Annotated in this window: 10 protein-coding genes; 5 read left to right on the top strand and 5 right to left on the bottom strand. The window is 65.6% G+C overall.

The features are described from left to right. Positions 1-246: 246 nt before the first annotated feature. Complete coding sequence (locus CA833_RS22910) at positions 247-3,468, top strand: autotransporter domain-containing protein (protein WP_207080313.1); 3,222 nt, start codon at positions 247-249, stop codon at positions 3,466-3,468. A 51-nt stretch (positions 3,469-3,519) separates the two neighbouring features. Here CA833_RS22910 and CA833_RS22915 read toward each other — a convergent pair whose 3' ends face one another. The 4 genes from CA833_RS22915 to CA833_RS22930 all read right to left on the bottom strand — a co-directional run bounded on the left by CA833_RS22915 (position 3,520) and on the right by CA833_RS22930 (position 7,295). Continuing rightward, entirely contained in the window at positions 3,520-4,317 is a 798-nt protein-coding gene (locus tag CA833_RS22915) for a transporter (protein WP_207080314.1), read from the bottom strand. A gap of 76 nt (positions 4,318-4,393) precedes the next feature. After that, positions 4,394-5,497 (bottom strand): MBL fold metallo-hydrolase, encoded by a 1,104-nt coding sequence (locus CA833_RS22920; protein WP_207080315.1) that lies wholly within the window; start codon positions 5,495-5,497, stop codon positions 4,394-4,396. Beyond that, positions 5,494-6,312 carry a MipA/OmpV family protein gene (locus CA833_RS22925; RefSeq protein WP_207080316.1) on the bottom strand — a complete coding sequence of 273 codons (819 nt, stop codon included), beginning with the start codon at positions 6,310-6,312 and terminating at the stop codon, positions 5,494-5,496. The genes CA833_RS22920 and CA833_RS22925 overlap by 4 nt, the downstream gene beginning before the upstream one ends. A 167-nt stretch (positions 6,313-6,479) precedes the next feature. Then, on the bottom strand, positions 6,480-7,295 hold the full coding sequence (locus CA833_RS22930) for a M48 family metallopeptidase (RefSeq protein WP_207080317.1): 816 nt from the start codon (positions 7,293-7,295) through the stop codon (positions 6,480-6,482). A 435-nt stretch (positions 7,296-7,730) separates the two neighbouring features. Here CA833_RS22930 and CA833_RS22935 point away from each other — a divergent pair, with 435 nt between their 5' ends. Next, positions 7,731-7,997, top strand: a complete 267-nt coding sequence (locus tag CA833_RS22935) for a hypothetical protein (RefSeq protein ID WP_242526433.1) — start codon at positions 7,731-7,733, stop codon at positions 7,995-7,997. A gap of 371 nt (positions 7,998-8,368) precedes the next feature. Here CA833_RS22935 and CA833_RS22940 read toward each other — a convergent pair whose 3' ends face one another. Then, the gene (locus CA833_RS22940) at positions 8,369-8,992 is read right to left on the bottom strand and encodes a TetR/AcrR family transcriptional regulator (protein ID WP_370584590.1); all 624 of its coding nucleotides are present in this window, start codon (positions 8,990-8,992) and stop codon (positions 8,369-8,371) included. 80 nt (positions 8,993-9,072) lie between these two features. On the opposite strand from CA833_RS22940, the gene CA833_RS22945 reads away from it, so the two are divergent. Genes CA833_RS22945 through CA833_RS22955 form a run of 3 tightly spaced genes read left to right on the top strand, consistent with a single transcriptional unit; the run spans position 9,073 to position 14,900 of the window. After that, on the top strand, positions 9,073-10,260 hold the full coding sequence (locus CA833_RS22945) for an efflux RND transporter periplasmic adaptor subunit (RefSeq protein ID WP_207080318.1): 1,188 nt from the start codon (positions 9,073-9,075) through the stop codon (positions 10,258-10,260). 3 nt (positions 10,261-10,263) lie between these two features. Next, positions 10,264-13,479 carry an efflux RND transporter permease subunit gene (locus tag CA833_RS22950; protein WP_207080319.1) on the top strand — a complete coding sequence of 1,072 codons (3,216 nt, stop codon included), beginning with the start codon at positions 10,264-10,266 and terminating at the stop codon, positions 13,477-13,479. A gap of 2 nt (positions 13,480-13,481) precedes the next feature. Beyond that, positions 13,482-14,900: an efflux transporter outer membrane subunit gene (locus CA833_RS22955; protein WP_207080320.1), complete on the top strand. Its 1,419-nt coding sequence runs from the start codon at positions 13,482-13,484 to the stop codon at positions 14,898-14,900. Positions 14,901-14,968 lie beyond the last annotated feature (68 nt).

A 14,968-nucleotide genomic window follows, 5' to 3' on the forward strand; every position in this document is an offset into this window, starting at 1 on the left:
AGAACGCTATTGCGAATTATTCGCATTGATTGCGTGCTATAGGCCCGGGCGCGGGGTTGTCAATCGCTGGCGCGCCTGGCGCGCATCAGCCCCCCGGAAACACCCCTTCCGGACCTTTGACAGGGGCCATGGTGAATATCCCGTTAGTCGCCGGCTTTTATCCCTGTCTCGGGCCCGGATCACGCGGGGGCGGTCCTATAATACGAATTCCGCGGTGAAGTGCACACCGATATCAGGGGGAAATTCATGAAGTTAGCATACCGCGCCGCCGCATTTAAGGCTGCGCTCTGTTCCAGCGCGGCCATCGGGCTGCTGGCTGCCGCACCCGCCTTTGCGGATTCGCAAGTGCTCGCAGGCGACTACATCACCATCGGCCTCAACGAAAAGGGCACGCTGGGCTACAATGGCGGCGTGTCGCCCGGCATTCTCTACGACGGCACCGGGACCGGGACCTTCAACGCCAGCTACGACTATCTGACCCCGGGCTCACCGTTCGAAGGATTCGTAGTTGCAGGCACTGGCGGCGGTTCGGCGTTCAGCATCAGCAACAACAATGCCTTCACCGCCACCATCACCGGCGGTACGCTGACCAACTACAACGGCGTCGAATACAACGGCACCACCTATGACCTGCGCGCCGTGTGGACCGCTACGGTGGCGGACCTGTTCACGATCACCAACGACTACTACTTCAACGTGACCGACCAGCAGGTCAACATCACCACCAGCATCACCGCGCTGAGCGACCTTACCGGGCTCTCGTTCTCGCGCGAACTGGATCCGGACGCGGTTGCGGCTGCCGGCGATTCCAGCGTCACCAACAACTACCTGGGCAACGGCTCGATTCCGGCGACCGACCTGGTCTATGCCGAGGCGCTCGTCTCCAAGTACGTGATCGGCCTCTATACCGACACCACCTATGAACATAATGCCGCCGTCACCGGATGGTCGCGCGACACCGCATCCTATCTTGCCGGCACCAATGTCGGCAACGGCGACAACACCATCGGCCTCGGCTTCTCGCTCGGCGACCTGCTGAACGGGTCGTCGCTGAGCTTCGACTATTCCTACATCTTCGGCACCGACATCGCCGCAGCCGTCGGCGGCGTGGGCAACATCACCGGCGACAACACCACCAGTGACCTGCTGAACGGCGCGGTGCTGCCGGTCATCGACGGCGGCACCCTGACGGTTGATGCTGCCGGTAGCTATTCGAGCGACCTCGGCGTCACCTCGAACAACGGCACGATCGACACCAACGGCTTCGACACGGCGCTGACCGGCGTGATCAGCGGCGACGGCGGCATCACCAAGACTGGCGCGGGCACGCTGGTGCTGACCGGCGCCAATACCTACACCGGCGGCACCACCATCACCGACGGTACGCTGGTCGGCAACACCACCAGCATCCAGGGCGCGGTGACCAACGATGCCGCACTGATCATCGATCAGGACAGCGACGGCATCCTGGGCAGCGACATGTCCGGTTCGGGCACGTTCACCAAGGACGGCAGCGGCACCGTAGTGCTGACCGGCATCAACAGCTACACCGGCGGCACCACCGTGCTGGACGGATCGCTGGTCGGCACGACCGCCAGCCTTCAGGGCGACGTTGCCAACAGCGGCACCGTCGTGTTCGACCAGACCGCCGACGGTACCTACAGCGGCGCCGTTTCGGGCAGCGGCATGTTCGCCAAGACCGGTTCCGGCACCCTGACGTTGACCGGCGCCAATACCTACACCGGCGGCACCGTGGTGACCGGCGGCACGCTGGCGGGCGACACGTCGAGCCTGCAAGGCCCGATCCTCAATACCGCCAACGTCGAATTCGACCAGGCTGCCGCGGGCGTCTATTCAGGCAGCATCAGCGGCACCGGCACCCTCACCAAGACCGGCGCGGGTTCGCTCAACCTTACCGGCACCAGCGACTATACCGGCGCCACCACCATCGACGAAGGCCGCCTTGCGGTGAACGGTTCGATCGCCGGCTCGATCGTCACCGTGAACAGCGGCGGCATCGTGGGCGGTAACGGCACGGTCGGCGGTCTCATCGTCCGCACCGGCGCCACGGCGGCTCCGGGCAACTCGATCGGCCACCTTCACGTCGCCAGCGACCTGACGTTCGAGGTCGGCTCGACCTATGCCGTCGAAGTCAACGCCGCCGGTGCGGGTGACCGCATCTCGACCACGGGCGTCGCCACCATCGAGGGCGGCACGGTCGAAGTCCTGGCAGAAGCCGGCGACTACAAGCCCCAGGGCAGCTACGTGATCCTCTCCGCCGATGGCGGCGTGAGCGGCACCTTCGACGAGGTGACCAGCAACTTCGCGTTCCTCGTGCCGACGCTCAGCTACTCCGCCAATGGCGTGTTGCTGACGCTGACGCGCAACGACGTGACGTTCGCCGGGGCCGGCACGACCGCCAACCAGATTGCCGTGGGCACCGCCATCGACGGCACGTTCGTGATCGGCACCCCGATCTACGACGCACTGGTGGGCTCCTCGACGAGCGAGATCGGCTCGGGCCTCGACGCGCTTTCGGGCGAAATTCACGCCTCGACGCTGTCGGTGGCGGCGGACGATGCCGCGAACCTGCGCCGCACCCTGCTGGAGCGTGCCCGCAGCGCCGCACCTTCGTCGGTGACAGGCGGCAAGATCGCGCTCTGGGCCGATGTCGGCGGCAACTGGAACGACAAGGACGGCAACGCCAATGCCGCCAAGGTCAGCGCCTCGGGTTACCGCTTCGTCGGCGGTGTGGAGCTGAGCCCCACCGACAGCGTGAAGCTGGGCCTTGCCGGTGGCACCGCGCATCAGGACGTGACGGTCGCTCGCCGCGCCTCGACGGCGGATCTCGACGAGGTCTACGGCGCGATCTACGCTGCCGCCGGTTTCGGTCCGCTGACCCTGCGTGCAGGCGCCAGCTATACCGACCTCGACACCGAGACCAAGCGGACCATCGACTACCGTTCGCTTGAGGAATCGCTCGATGGCAAGGGCGGCGGCTCGGTCAAGCAGGTGTTTGGCGAGGCGGGCTACGTACTGCCGCTCGGCGCCGGTTCGATCGAACCCTTCGCGGGCTTCAATGCCCTGTGGCTCACGGGTGACCGTTTCCGCGAGACCGGCGGCACCGCCGCGCTCAAGGGCAGCCAGCGCACGCAGGGCTATGGCTGGACTTCGGCCGGTCTGCGCATGACCCTCGGCTCGGCCACCGCGCCGGTCGCGGTGCGCACGAAGATCGCCTGGGAACATGCCACCAGCGATGTCGACGTCGGCTCGCGCGTGGCCTTCCAGCAGGGCGGTTCGAGCTTCATCGTCGAGGGCGCACCGCTCTCGCGCGATAGCGTGAACCTCGACGCCGCCATCGAATGGCGCGCGACTTCGGCCTTCTCGCTGGGTGCGGGCTATACCGGCTCGATCGGCAGCCGCGGCGAAGACCACGGTATCCGCGCTTCGGCGACGGTCCGCTTCTGATCGCGGAATGAACGTTTCGGGGAGCGGCCGGTCCGCTCCCCGAGCGCTGCCTCAGAACCGCCGCGCAATGCCGAAATAGACTTCGACATCCGCCGCGTCGCGATCCAGCCCGGCATTGACGCCGAGATCCAGCTGCAGACCGTCCTGCGGCTGCCAGCCCAGCGACAGCCCGGCGAGATGCTGGACGCTATGACCTTCGGGATCCTTGTCGCCGAGGATCTGATATTCCGCCGTCGCCGAGACGGTATCACTGACGGCCGCCGTCGCGCCGACCGTCTCGGCCACCGCGAAGTGGCGGCCATGGCCGTCCTCGTCCACGGCCGCATCGACCTCGCTCGTGCTGGACAGGCTCCAGGTGTCGCTGAGCTGATAGGACACCGGCACCAGCATGCCTGCCCCCCAGTCCCCGGCGCCCAGCGGGCTTCGCCCCACCGGCAGCGAGACATAGGGCATGAGCGCCAGCGAGAACCCCGACCCGTCGGGATTGACCAGGTTGCGGCGCAGCGCCAGCGTCATGTCGCCGGTGCCGCTGCGATGATCGACGGTATGGCTGACGCTGTCGCGGGTGCGCGCGAAGCCGAGCATGGTCCAGCCCACCTGCACTTCGGCGTGGTCGGCGATGCCATAGCGCAGCAGTGCATCGCCCAGCGTGAAGCTGTCCTGCCGCTGCCCCTCGCCGCGCTCCAGCGTCCAGTCACCGAGGCCGAGTTCCAGCGAGAACTGCCCCGGTGTCATCGTGCAGGCCGGTGTGCCGATGCCGGGACGGTCGGGACAATAGCTGCGCTCCTGCGCTGCCGCCGCGGCCGGCAGCAGCGCCGTTGCCGAAAGAACGATTGCCGCAATTCTCATGTTCGGACGCCCATCGCTGACCACCGGGAAATCCGCGCGGCAGCTCAAGGTTCCTTATAGCAGCCGGCTCGCCGCTTCATCGATCGGCCGGCACATCCCAGGCCTGCCCCGCCTCCAGGGTGCGGAACCGCCCCGGCGCGATGGCATGGTCGGCCAGCGAGGCCGCCAGCCGCTTGGGCGCGTCGTTCACCCCTTCCTCGCCCAGTTCGAACGTACCCCAATGGACGCCGAGCGCCCATGCGGGATGCAGGATCCCGAAAGCCGTCACCGCACCGCCCGGATCGATGTGATTGCCTGTCTTCGCCTGGGTCAGCTTGTAGGGTGCGATCGGCAGGATCGCGAGACGGATCGGCCGTCCCGGCTCGACCGCCTGGTGTGCCCAGATCATCCGCCCGTCCCCCGTGTCGCCGGAATAGTAGAGGTCCCCGCCCGAGGGCAACCTGACCCGGAACCCACACCACAAGGAACGATCCCGGTCGTCGTACCAGCGCTCGCTCCAGTGATGAGCGCGGGTGATCTCCACGTCGATGCCGGGGCGCAAGGCAATGGTCTGCCCCCAGTCACCCGCCTTGGCCGGGATGCCGTACTGTGCGAGCAGGGTATCGTTGCCGAGCCCGGTGATGATCGTGGGATGGTCGCGCGCCGCGATCTTCTCCAGCGCGTGCATGTCGAGGTGATCGTAGTGATTGTGGCTGATCAGCACGAGATCGATCGGCGGCAGGTCGCGCAGCTTCACGCCAGGCTTGCGGACCCGCTCCGGTCCGACCAGTTGCACGGGGGAATCCCGCTTGGCCCAGACCGGATCGATGAGGATGTTGATTCCCTGTGTCTGCACCAGCGTGGTGGCATGGCCGATCCAGGTGACCAGCATACGCTGTCCCTCCACCCGGCGTGGCGGCACGCTCTGGACGACCGGCACCGAGGCCGGCCAGCCATGATGCCCGGCGCGCCCCTCGGCGATGCGCAGGAACGTACCGATGCCGTCGCGCTGGGCACCGCCGGTGCCTTCCTCGCCTTCCGGATTGAAGAAGTGCTCCCCGTCGAAATGATCGGACCGGGGTCCGTGATAATAGATGCGCGAGAGCGGCGTGCGATTGCGATCAAGGCAGCCCGTCAGCGGAAAGGATGCCGCCAGTGCGGCGACTGCTGCCAGAGACAGCAGGAAACCACGGCGTCTCATCGAAAGCTGAACTCCACCCCGAGCGCGCCGCTCCACTGGTTGGCATTGCCGACGTCGGCCACGACCGGCGAACGGCGGTAGGCGCCAAGCAGCCGCTGGTAGCCGCCAGTGGCAAACACGCCCAATCCATGCAGCAGGTTGCCGGTCAGCGAGTGAACGGCCATCGTGCTGAAATTGCAGTCCTTCCACCCGGCCCGGTCGGCGCCGAGGTAGACCGGCAGGCCGCTCGCGAGGCTGCCCGCCTGGTCGACCGCGTAATAATAGCGACCGAAGCCGGCGCCGACGTAGTCGGCCGAGGCCGAGAACGACACGAAGGCATGTTCGGACAGCGGCGTGTCGTAGTCGACCTCGGGGCTCGCCACGTAGCTGCCATGCGCACCGGCGATGTCATGCTGGTAGGAAAGGCTTAGCGAAAGGGTGTCGAATGGGCTGGTGACGACCCCGGTACGCTGCACCCCGATCGAGCCGCCCAGTTCCACGGCCTTGTCGAGGCGGCCCAGCGCCCGCACGGCAGGATTGTCCAGCTTGCCGGCCCGGTCGAGGCGCAGCGCGGCCAGCGGCCCAAGCTCCAGCTTCCATCCCGGCTGGCCACTGGAAGGAACCGCATCGATGTAAATGGCGGTGCCCTGGGTGTTGAAGCTGATGCCGGAAAGCTGCCCCTGGATGGCGGCGGTCGGGGTGATGCTCGAACTGTCGGCGCCGATGTAGTCCGGCGTCGACGCCATGCCGATGCCCACCGAAATGCGGTCGCCTCCGATCTTGAGGTCATCCGGCCGGCCGGACACGTCCTGCGCCATGGCCGGTGCAGCGACCAACGCGACCAGAACGGCCGGCACAATTGCCCTTTTGCGGACGCGGCCAATCGCGCCCCATTTCCCGGCCCCGCACCGGGCCGGCCGGATGGATGTCATTCCTTGCACGTCCTGATCCTTTGTTCGCCCCGCCAGGCGTCGGCATGAAAGCCGCCTATCGCGCCCGGCGCTTACCAGCCGTCGTTGTTCGCCGCGCTGTCCTCCCAGGAACCGTCATCGGCGATGCCGAAATCGCTGCCGCCCATATCGGTATTGGAGCCCCCGACATCACTGTCATGCATCCCCAGTTCGCTTCGGCTTTCGCGCCGTTCTCCTGCGAACAGGTGGTCGATCGCTTCCTCTCCCGCCGCAAAACCAGCCCCCATCGCCGCGCCCGAAACCAGGTTGCCGAGCAGCCCCGACCCCATGCCTCCGGACACTCCGAAACCCGCACCGCCATAGGCCGATGGCGGCCATGCGGACTGCGTTTGCTGCGTATCCAACGGCGGCGGTCGGCGGCGCAGCAAGAGGAACAGGCCGAACAGAGCTGCACCGATCCCGGCGATCATTCCCCATGGAACGTGCGGCGCTGCCGGTGGCGCCGGTTTCGCCGCGACGGAGATACCCTCCGCCGATTCCGTGCCCAGCGCGAGCTGACGGTTCAGCTGCGCGACCGAATAGACATCCGCAAACGGGAGCCCGGGAGAAAGTTGCTCGGCCCTGGCCAGCTCCCGTCGGCCCTGTGCCGCGTGGTCTTCGCGCGCATAGAGTTCCGCCTCGACATAGTGGGCCTTGGCGCTGGAGGGGTGGTCCTTGAGCACCCGGTCCATGCGGATCAGCGCCTGATCGACATGCCCGCTGGCCGCCAGCGCATGGATCTGGTCGATCGTCGGGTCGGTTCCGGCTGAACCGCCAGCCTTGTCAGGGACGGATTCGGCGGCAAATGCGCCAACGGGAAGCAGCGGCACGAGCAACAGAGCGGCTATCAGCAAGCGGGCTTGGCGCATGGGAGGGTCTCATCACGTTCCGTTGCCGTGGCAACGGCGGCCGAGCGAGGGCCGCTAGCCCCCTGCTGCGCCATCGAACATTGCGCCGAGTTCGCCGGAACCTGAAGAATCCGTAACCTAGGCGATCCGGTGAGCCACATGGCCGTTCGCTCGTGGCCATCAATCGGGTCAGGATCGCGGCCCGGCACCCATGGCCATTGAGCGCCAATTTTATCAATCGGCTCAAGGCTTTCGGCACCATCGATGCAGCCTGCCGGTGATCCCGCTGCAGGGCTGATCGGCCCCTGCCGACATAGTCATCGCGACCGCCCCGCAACTTTCCCTTGCGTTTACCCCGGCTTCACGCAACGCTGTTACTCCAGAAGGGCAGAATCATCGCCCTCGGCACGCGGCATTCGGAACATAATCCGAAGCCTGGGAAGGATAGGGACGTCAATGGAAGGCATGGATATCATGGAAGTCGATTCCGGTGAAAAGGCCATCATCATCCTGCAGAGCCTGATCTGCTACCTGCGCGAAAAGAACGTGCTGAGCAGGGCCGATATCGAACAGCTCAAGGACCGGGTCGACGCGCGCATTTCCGCGGCGGAAAAAGCCATGCCTTGCGATGTCGCCACCGCCGCCGCTGCCGCGCGTGAAATGGCCAGCCTCGAACAGTTCTGCGGCAAGCGCTACGGCGGAAAGCACCGCAAGAGCCACTAGGCGGCGTGGACAAATTCCTCGAGGTCACGACCGGAGGCAAAACCCGTCAATTCAAGGAGGTGAGGCGCAGGACTATGTCGATAGTTCAAGCCGAACCGACGCCGAAGTGGCGGGTTTTGGTCCGGCCCCTTCGGGGTAGCCCCCATTTGCCCCCCGGCAGCGTTGCACGGCCTTGAAAGAGAACCACTCTTCCCGCGTCCGCGCGCCTCGCCGGGGGGCAAATGGGGGCTATCGTGACCTCGAGGAATTTGTCCACGCCGCCTAAGGCATTTCCCAATCAGCTGGGAACTGCCCTGAGCCATCCTCCCGCGCAGGGCCGTCAGACCCGCGCGGCATGAGCAAGTCCGGCACCGGTCCCGCCGGCGCGGCTTTCACATGTCCCTGAAGGCGGTTACGATCATTCGCGCGCTCTGTTCGGCGATATGCGCGCTGTCCAGATTCGGCCGCGAAATGCTTCGGTGACCCAGGCCGAACAGGCAGCCCAGCAGCAACTCGGTCGCCCCTTCCAGGTCCTCGCCGTCGAGCCGCGCGTTGGCCGCCCTTGCAAATTCCCGCAGATAACCGCGAAACCGTTCGCACATCTCGCCGATAGTCTGGCCCACGCGCTCGTTGCGGAACCCTTCGGCGAGAATGTCGAACGACAGCGCCTCGTCCCCTTCGTCCATCACCTGAAGGAACAGTTGCCGGAAGGTCTCCAGAACAGTAAGTTCGCCGTCTGCGAGTTGCCGTCGCAATGCACCGATTTCGAGCAGTTTTTCGTCGAAATCGGTGCGAACGATAGCCTCGATGATGTCCGCCTTGCTCTTGAACGAGCGGTAGATCAGGCCGACCGACATATCGGCAGCCGCTGCCAGCTCAGCCATGGAGGTCTGATGGAAGCCGTTGGTCGCAAAGAGCTCTCTGGCCGCGATGCGAATGCGATCTGCGCTGGGCAGTTTTTGCTGCACTGCACCCATTTTCTGTCTCGATATGTATTTTTCGCTTGAATTCTCCATGGCCGATTTCTAGTGGCAATGCAATGTGAATGATCGTTCACTCTCAAAATCCCCCCAACGATCGCGATGAAAGACCCATCATGCAAAAGGCGGTAACTGCAGGAATTCGCGCCTGTACCTCGGCCCCGACACTGGCTCTTGCGCTGGCTCTGGCACTCAGTGCATGCGGCAAGGAGCAACCGGCGGCACCCCCGGCCCCGACGGTCGGCGTGGTCACCCTCACCAAGGAATCGGCCGAGCTCACCAACGAGCTTCCCGGCCGCATCGCGGCGCTGGAAACCGCGGATGTCCGCCCGCAGATCACCGGCGTGATCCGCCGCCGGCTGTTCACCGAGGGCAGCAACGTCCAGGCCGGCCAGCTGCTCTACGAGATCGAGGATTCACCCTATCGCGCCGCGCTCGCGCAGGCCAAGGGCTCGCTCGCGGTCGCCAACGCCACGATCAATTCCACCGCACTCCAGGCAAAGCGGTACAAGGACCTGATCGCGATCAACGCCGTCAGCCGTCAACAGTATGACGATGCGGCTGCCGCCGCGCAGCAGGCGCGCGCCAATGTCGCAGCGCAGCAAGGTGCCGTCCAGGCCGCGCAGGTGAACCAGAACTTCACCCGTATCCGCGCGCCCATCTCGGGCCGCATCGGCCGTTCGCTGTTCACTCCCGGCGCGCTGGTTTCAGCTGCGCAGGCAGACGCGCTGGCCGTCATCTCGCGTACCGACACGGTCTATGTCGACGTTACCCAGTCGGCCGCGCAGATCGTCGACCTCAAGCAGGCGATGGCCTCGGGCGGCGTCAGCGAGGCCGAAGGCGCACGTATCCAGCTGATCCTGCCCAACGGCTCGATCTACCCGATCGAGGGCCGCCTCCAGTTCGCCGACGTCACCGTCGACCCGAGCTCCGGCTCGGTGATCCTGCGCGCGACCTTCCCCAACCCCAATGGCCTGCTGCTGCCCGGCATGTACGTGCGCGCCAGGCTGGTCGAAGGCCTGCGCCAGAACGTCGTGCTCGCGCCGCAGCAGGGCGTCACCCGCGATCCGCGCGGCCGTGCGACCGCGATGGTCGTGGGCAAGGACAACAAGGTCGAAGTCCGCCAGATCGAGGTCGACCGCATGGTCGGCGACAAGTGGATCGTCACCAAGGGCCTCAACATCGGCGATCGCCTGATCGTCGAAGGTCTGGTGAACCTGCGCCCGGGCACCGTGGTCAAGCCCGGCATGCCCCAACAGGTCACCGTCGCGGCAGGCACGCAGGCAAACGGCGGGGCCCAGTAACCCATGTCCCGCTATTTCATCGACAGACCCATCTTCGCATGGGTCATCGCCATCGTCATGATGCTCGCGGGCGCCCTGGCGATCCGTTCGCTGGCCGTGGCCCAGTTCCCCGAAATCGCCGCGCCGGCGGTCCAGATCGCCACAAGCTATCCGGGCGCCAACGCCCAGACGCTGGAATCGACGACCACCCAGGTGATCGAGCAGCAGCTCAAGGGCATCGACCACTTGCGCTACTTCGCCTCGTCGAGCGACGGCGCGGGCAACCTCACCATCACCCTGACCTTCGAGCAGGGCACCGACCCCGACATCGCGCAGGTCCAGGTGCAGAACAAGCTGTCGCAGGCAACGCCGCTGCTTCCGCAGGAAGTGCAGCAGCAGGGCCTGCGCGTGACCAAGTCGACCTCGACCTTCCTCATGGTCATGGCCGTCTATGCCGATGACGGCATTCACGACCAGCAGGACGCGGGTGACTTCATCGCGTCTTCGCTGCAGGACCCGATCAGCCGCGTGAACGGCGTGGGCGACACCCAGCTTCTGGGTGCGCAGTATTCCATGCGCGTCTGGCTCGATCCCTTCAAGATGGCCAACCTCGGCGTCACCGCAACCGACGTGACCGCCGCGATCCAGGCACAGAACGCGCAGGTTTCCGCAGGACAGATCGGCGCATCGCCCTCGCCCAAGGGGCAGGCCCTCAACGCCACCATCACGGCCCAGTCGCGCCTGCGCACCGCCGAACAGTTCCGCCAGATCATGCTGCGGAACAATACCGACGGTTCCGTGGTCCGCCTCGCCGACGTTGCCCGTGTCGACATGGGCGCGGAGAACTACAGCTTCGGCGCCAAGCTGAACGGCCATCCGGCCGCCGGTTTCGGCATCAAGCTGGCGCCGGGCGCCAACGCGCTCGACACCGTGGACGGCGTGAAGACCAAGATCGACCAGCTCTCGAAAAACTTCCCGAGCTGGGTGAAGTACAAGTTCCCGGTCGACAACTCGACGTACGTCAAGCTCTCGGTCGAGCAGGTGATCCACACCCTCGTCGAAGCCGTCGTGCTCGTGTTCTTCGTCATGTTCCTGTTCCTCCAGAACTGGCGCGCGACGCTGATTCCGACGATCGCGGTGCCTGTCGTCCTGCTCGGCTCCCTCGCGGTCCTCGACCTCGCGGGGTTCACCATCAACACCCTCACCCTGTTCGGCATGGTGCTGGCGATCGGCCTGCTGGTCGACGACGCCATCGTCGTGGTCGAAAACGTCGAACGTCTCATCCAGACCGAGGGGCTCAGCCCGAAGGAAGCGGCCCGCCGCTCAATGGACGAGATCAGCGGCGCGCTGATCGGCATCGGCCTGGTGCTTTCGGCGGTATTCCTGCCGATGGCGTTCTTCGGCGGTTCCACCGGCGTGATCTTCCGCCAGTTCTCGATCACGATCGTCTCCTCAATGGTGCTTTCGGTGATCGTGGCACTGGTGCTGACCCCGGCGCTGTGCTCGACCATCCTCAAGGGCGCTTCCGACGGCCACGGCCATGGCTCCGGCCTCGCGGGTGGGAAGCAGACCGGCATTGCCGGGGTGTTCAACCGCTTCTTCCATTGGTTCAACACCACCTTCGATCGCGGCGTGGAACGCTACGGCAAGGCGGTGGACAAGGTTGAGCGCAACTGGGGCCGGACGATGCTCGTCTACGCCCTCATCGTGGCCGGCATGGCCTTCATCTTCCTGCGCCTTCCCGGTGGCTTCCTGCCGGACGAGGACCAGGGCATCCTGATCAACCAGGTCTCGCTGCCCGCCGGCACGACGATGGAGGAAACCGAACGCACGCTCGCCCGGGTGCGCGATCACTACCTCAAGGACGAGAAGGCCAACGTGGCCGACGTCTTCACGATCTCGGGCTTCGGCTTCGTGGGTCAGGGCGAGAACGTGGGCCTGGCCTTCGTGCGCATGAAGGACTGGTCCGAGCGCAAGGGCAAGGACAACACCGTCAGTGCCATCGCGCTGCGTGCCAACATGGCGTTCCAGAAGATCACGTCGGGCATGGCGATCGCCTTTGCCCCGCCCGCCGTGCAGGAACTGGGCAATGCCACTGGCTTCGAGTTCCAGCTCGTAGACAACGGCGGCCTTGGCCACGACAAGATGCTGGAAGCCCGCAACCAGCTGCTGGGCATGGCCATGGCCGACAAGCGCCTGGCGCAGGTCCGCCCCAACGGGCTTGAAGATACGCCCCAGCTCAAGCTGAACGTCGACCAGGCCGCAGCCGGTGCCCTCGGCATCGCCCAGGCGGACATCAACTCGACCATCAGCACCGCGATGGGCAGTACCTACGTCAACGACTTCATCGATCGCGACCGCGTGAAGAAGGTCTTCGTGCAGGCCGACGGACAGTTCCGCACCAAGCCGGAATCGATCGGTCAGTTCTATGTTCGCGGCAGCAGCGGCGTCATGGCTCCGATCTCCTCGTTCGCGACGACGGAGTGGACTTATGGCCCAGCCAAGCTCGAACGCTTCAACGGCGTGTCCTCGCTGCAGATCATGGGTGCCCCCGCGCCCGGCGTCTCGACGGGTGAGGCGATGAACGCGATCGAGGAAATGGCGACCAAGCTGCCCGCCGGTGTCGGTCTTGAATGGAGCGGCATTTCCTACGAGGAAAAGACCTCGGGCGGTCAGGCCCCGGCGCTTTACGCGCTGTCCATGCTGATCGTGTTCCTGTGCCTTGCCGCGCTTTACGAGAGCTGGTCGGTGCCGATCGCGGTCATGCTGGTGGTGCCGCTGGGCGTGCTCGGCGCAGTGATCGCGGCGCGGCTCGTGGGCCTCAGCAACGACATCTACCTGCAGGTGGGCCTTATCACCACCATCGGTGTCTCGGCCAAGAACGCGATCCTTATCGTCGAGTTCGCGGAAGAGAAGATGCGCGACGGTCTCTCCCCGGTCCAGGCCGCGCTCGAAGCCGGCAAGCTGCGCCTCAGGCCGATCCTGATGACCAGCTTCGCCTTCATCTTCGGCGTGCTGCCGCTCGCCCTGTCGACCGGCGCCGGTGCCGGTGGCCAGAATGCGATCGGCTGGGCGGTGGTCGGCGGCATGCTATCCGCGACCGTACTCGCCATCTTCTTCGTGCCTGTGTTCTTCACCGTGGTGAAGCGCCTGTTCCGTGAACATCACGGGAAGGAAGAGCATGGCGACGAGAGCAACGATCTCGACGGCAAGGCTTCGGCTGAGCCGCAGGAGGCATGAAAATGCGTAATGTGAAAGCGCTCACCGCCACGTCGCTGGCGCTCGCGCTGGCGGCCTGCAACATGGCGCCCAAGTATGTCCGCCCCGATCTTCCGGTTCCCGAGACCAGCCCTGCGGGGCCGGTCGACGGCACGAGCGATGCGTCTGCCGTTTCGGCCGACACCGCCTGGAAGGACTTCTTCACCGACCCGCGCCTGGCGCGGGTCATCCAGACCGCACTCGACAACAACCGCGATCTGCGCATCGCGGTCGCCAATGTCGAACAGGCCCGTGCACAGTACCGCGTGCAACGTGCGGACCTGCTGCCCGGCGTCGGGGTGAACGGCAGCGCCACCTATCAGGACCAGCCTTTTGCCCAGCAGTCGTCGGGCGGAACCGGCGGCATGTCTGGCCGGACCGACATCTACACCGCCTCGGTCGGCGTCTCGGCCTGGGAGGTCGACCTGTTTGGCCGCGTTCGTAATCTCACCAAGGCAGCACAGGAAAGCTACTTCGCCTCGGTCGAGAACCGCAACGCGGCGCAGACCGCGCTGATCGCCGAAACGGCGACCGCGTGGCTGACGATGGCCGCCGACCAGGAGCGCCTCCAGATCGCGCGCAATCTGGAAAAGGCCTTTGGCCAGACTCTCGATCTGACCAAGGCACGCTTCTCGAAGGGCGTGGCCTCGGAACTGGAAGTGCGCCAGGCACAGACCAGCTACGATCAGGCCCGTTCGGACATCGCCGCCGCGACCACGCAAGTCGCGCAGGACAAGAACGCGCTCGACCTCTTGGCTGGTACCAGCCTGGGCGCCGAGGACCTGCCGGGTGCCCTGCCCGAAACCGACGTAACGCTGGCCAACCTGCCTGCCGAACTGCCCTCCACGCTGCTGCTGCGCCGGCCCGACATTGCCGCCGCCGAGCATCAGTTGAAGGGCGCGAACGCCAATATCGGCGCGGCCCGCGCGGCCTTCTTCCCCAGCATCTCGCTGACCGCCGCGTTCGGCACGATGAGCCTCGGCCTGTCGAACCTGTTCAAGTCCGGCAGCGATTACTGGTCGGTGGCCCCTTCGGCCAGCCTGCCGATCTTCGATTTCGGCAAGAACCAGGGCAACCTGCGCTATGCCCGGGCCACGTACGACGCCATGGTCGCGACCTACGAGAAGAGCGTGCAGACCGGCTTCCGCGAAGTCGCCGACGCGCTCGCCCGCCGCTCGACGATGACGGCACAGCTGGAAGCACAGACCTCGCTGCGCAATGCGGCGCGCAAGAGCTACCAGCTTTCCGATGCGCGCTTCAAGGCCGGTGTGGACGACTTCCTGACCGCGCTTGACTCGCAGCGCACGCTCTACAACGCGGAACAGACGCTTGTTGCCACGCGCCTGACCCGCGCCAGCAACATGGTGGAGATCTACCGCGCGATTGGCGGTGGTCTCAAGTAGGCTTTTCGAGAATTCGGAACGATCATCCCCCCGATCCTCCGAAAACCCCACCAGCGCATCCGACATGC

This window comes from Novosphingobium sp. KA1 (assembly GCF_017309955.1).
GTDB lineage: Bacteria > Pseudomonadota > Alphaproteobacteria > Sphingomonadales > Sphingomonadaceae > Novosphingobium.

Excerpts from the sequence above, each read along its gene's own strand:
- CA833_RS22955 (WP_207080320.1), top strand. The coding sequence starts at position 13,482 with ATGCGTAATGTGAAAGCGCTCACCGCCACGTCGCTGGCGCTCGCGCTG.
- CA833_RS22945 (WP_207080318.1), top strand. The coding sequence starts at position 9,073 with ATGCAAAAGGCGGTAACTGCAGGAATTCGCGCCTGTACCTCGGCCCCG.
- CA833_RS22910 (WP_207080313.1), top strand. The coding sequence starts at position 247 with ATGAAGTTAGCATACCGCGCCGCCGCATTTAAGGCTGCGCTCTGTTCC.
- CA833_RS22950 (WP_207080319.1), top strand. The coding sequence starts at position 10,264 with ATGTCCCGCTATTTCATCGACAGACCCATCTTCGCATGGGTCATCGCC.
- CA833_RS22920 (WP_207080315.1), bottom strand. The coding sequence starts at position 5,497 with ATGAGACGCCGTGGTTTCCTGCTGTCTCTGGCAGCAGTCGCCGCACTG.
- CA833_RS22930 (WP_207080317.1), bottom strand. The coding sequence starts at position 7,295 with ATGCGCCAAGCCCGCTTGCTGATAGCCGCTCTGTTGCTCGTGCCGCTG.
- CA833_RS22935 (WP_242526433.1), top strand. The coding sequence starts at position 7,731 with ATGGAAGGCATGGATATCATGGAAGTCGATTCCGGTGAAAAGGCCATC.
- CA833_RS22915 (WP_207080314.1), bottom strand. The coding sequence starts at position 4,317 with ATGAGAATTGCGGCAATCGTTCTTTCGGCAACGGCGCTGCTGCCGGCC.
- CA833_RS22940 (WP_370584590.1), bottom strand. The coding sequence starts at position 8,992 with ATGGAGAATTCAAGCGAAAAATACATATCGAGACAGAAAATGGGTGCA.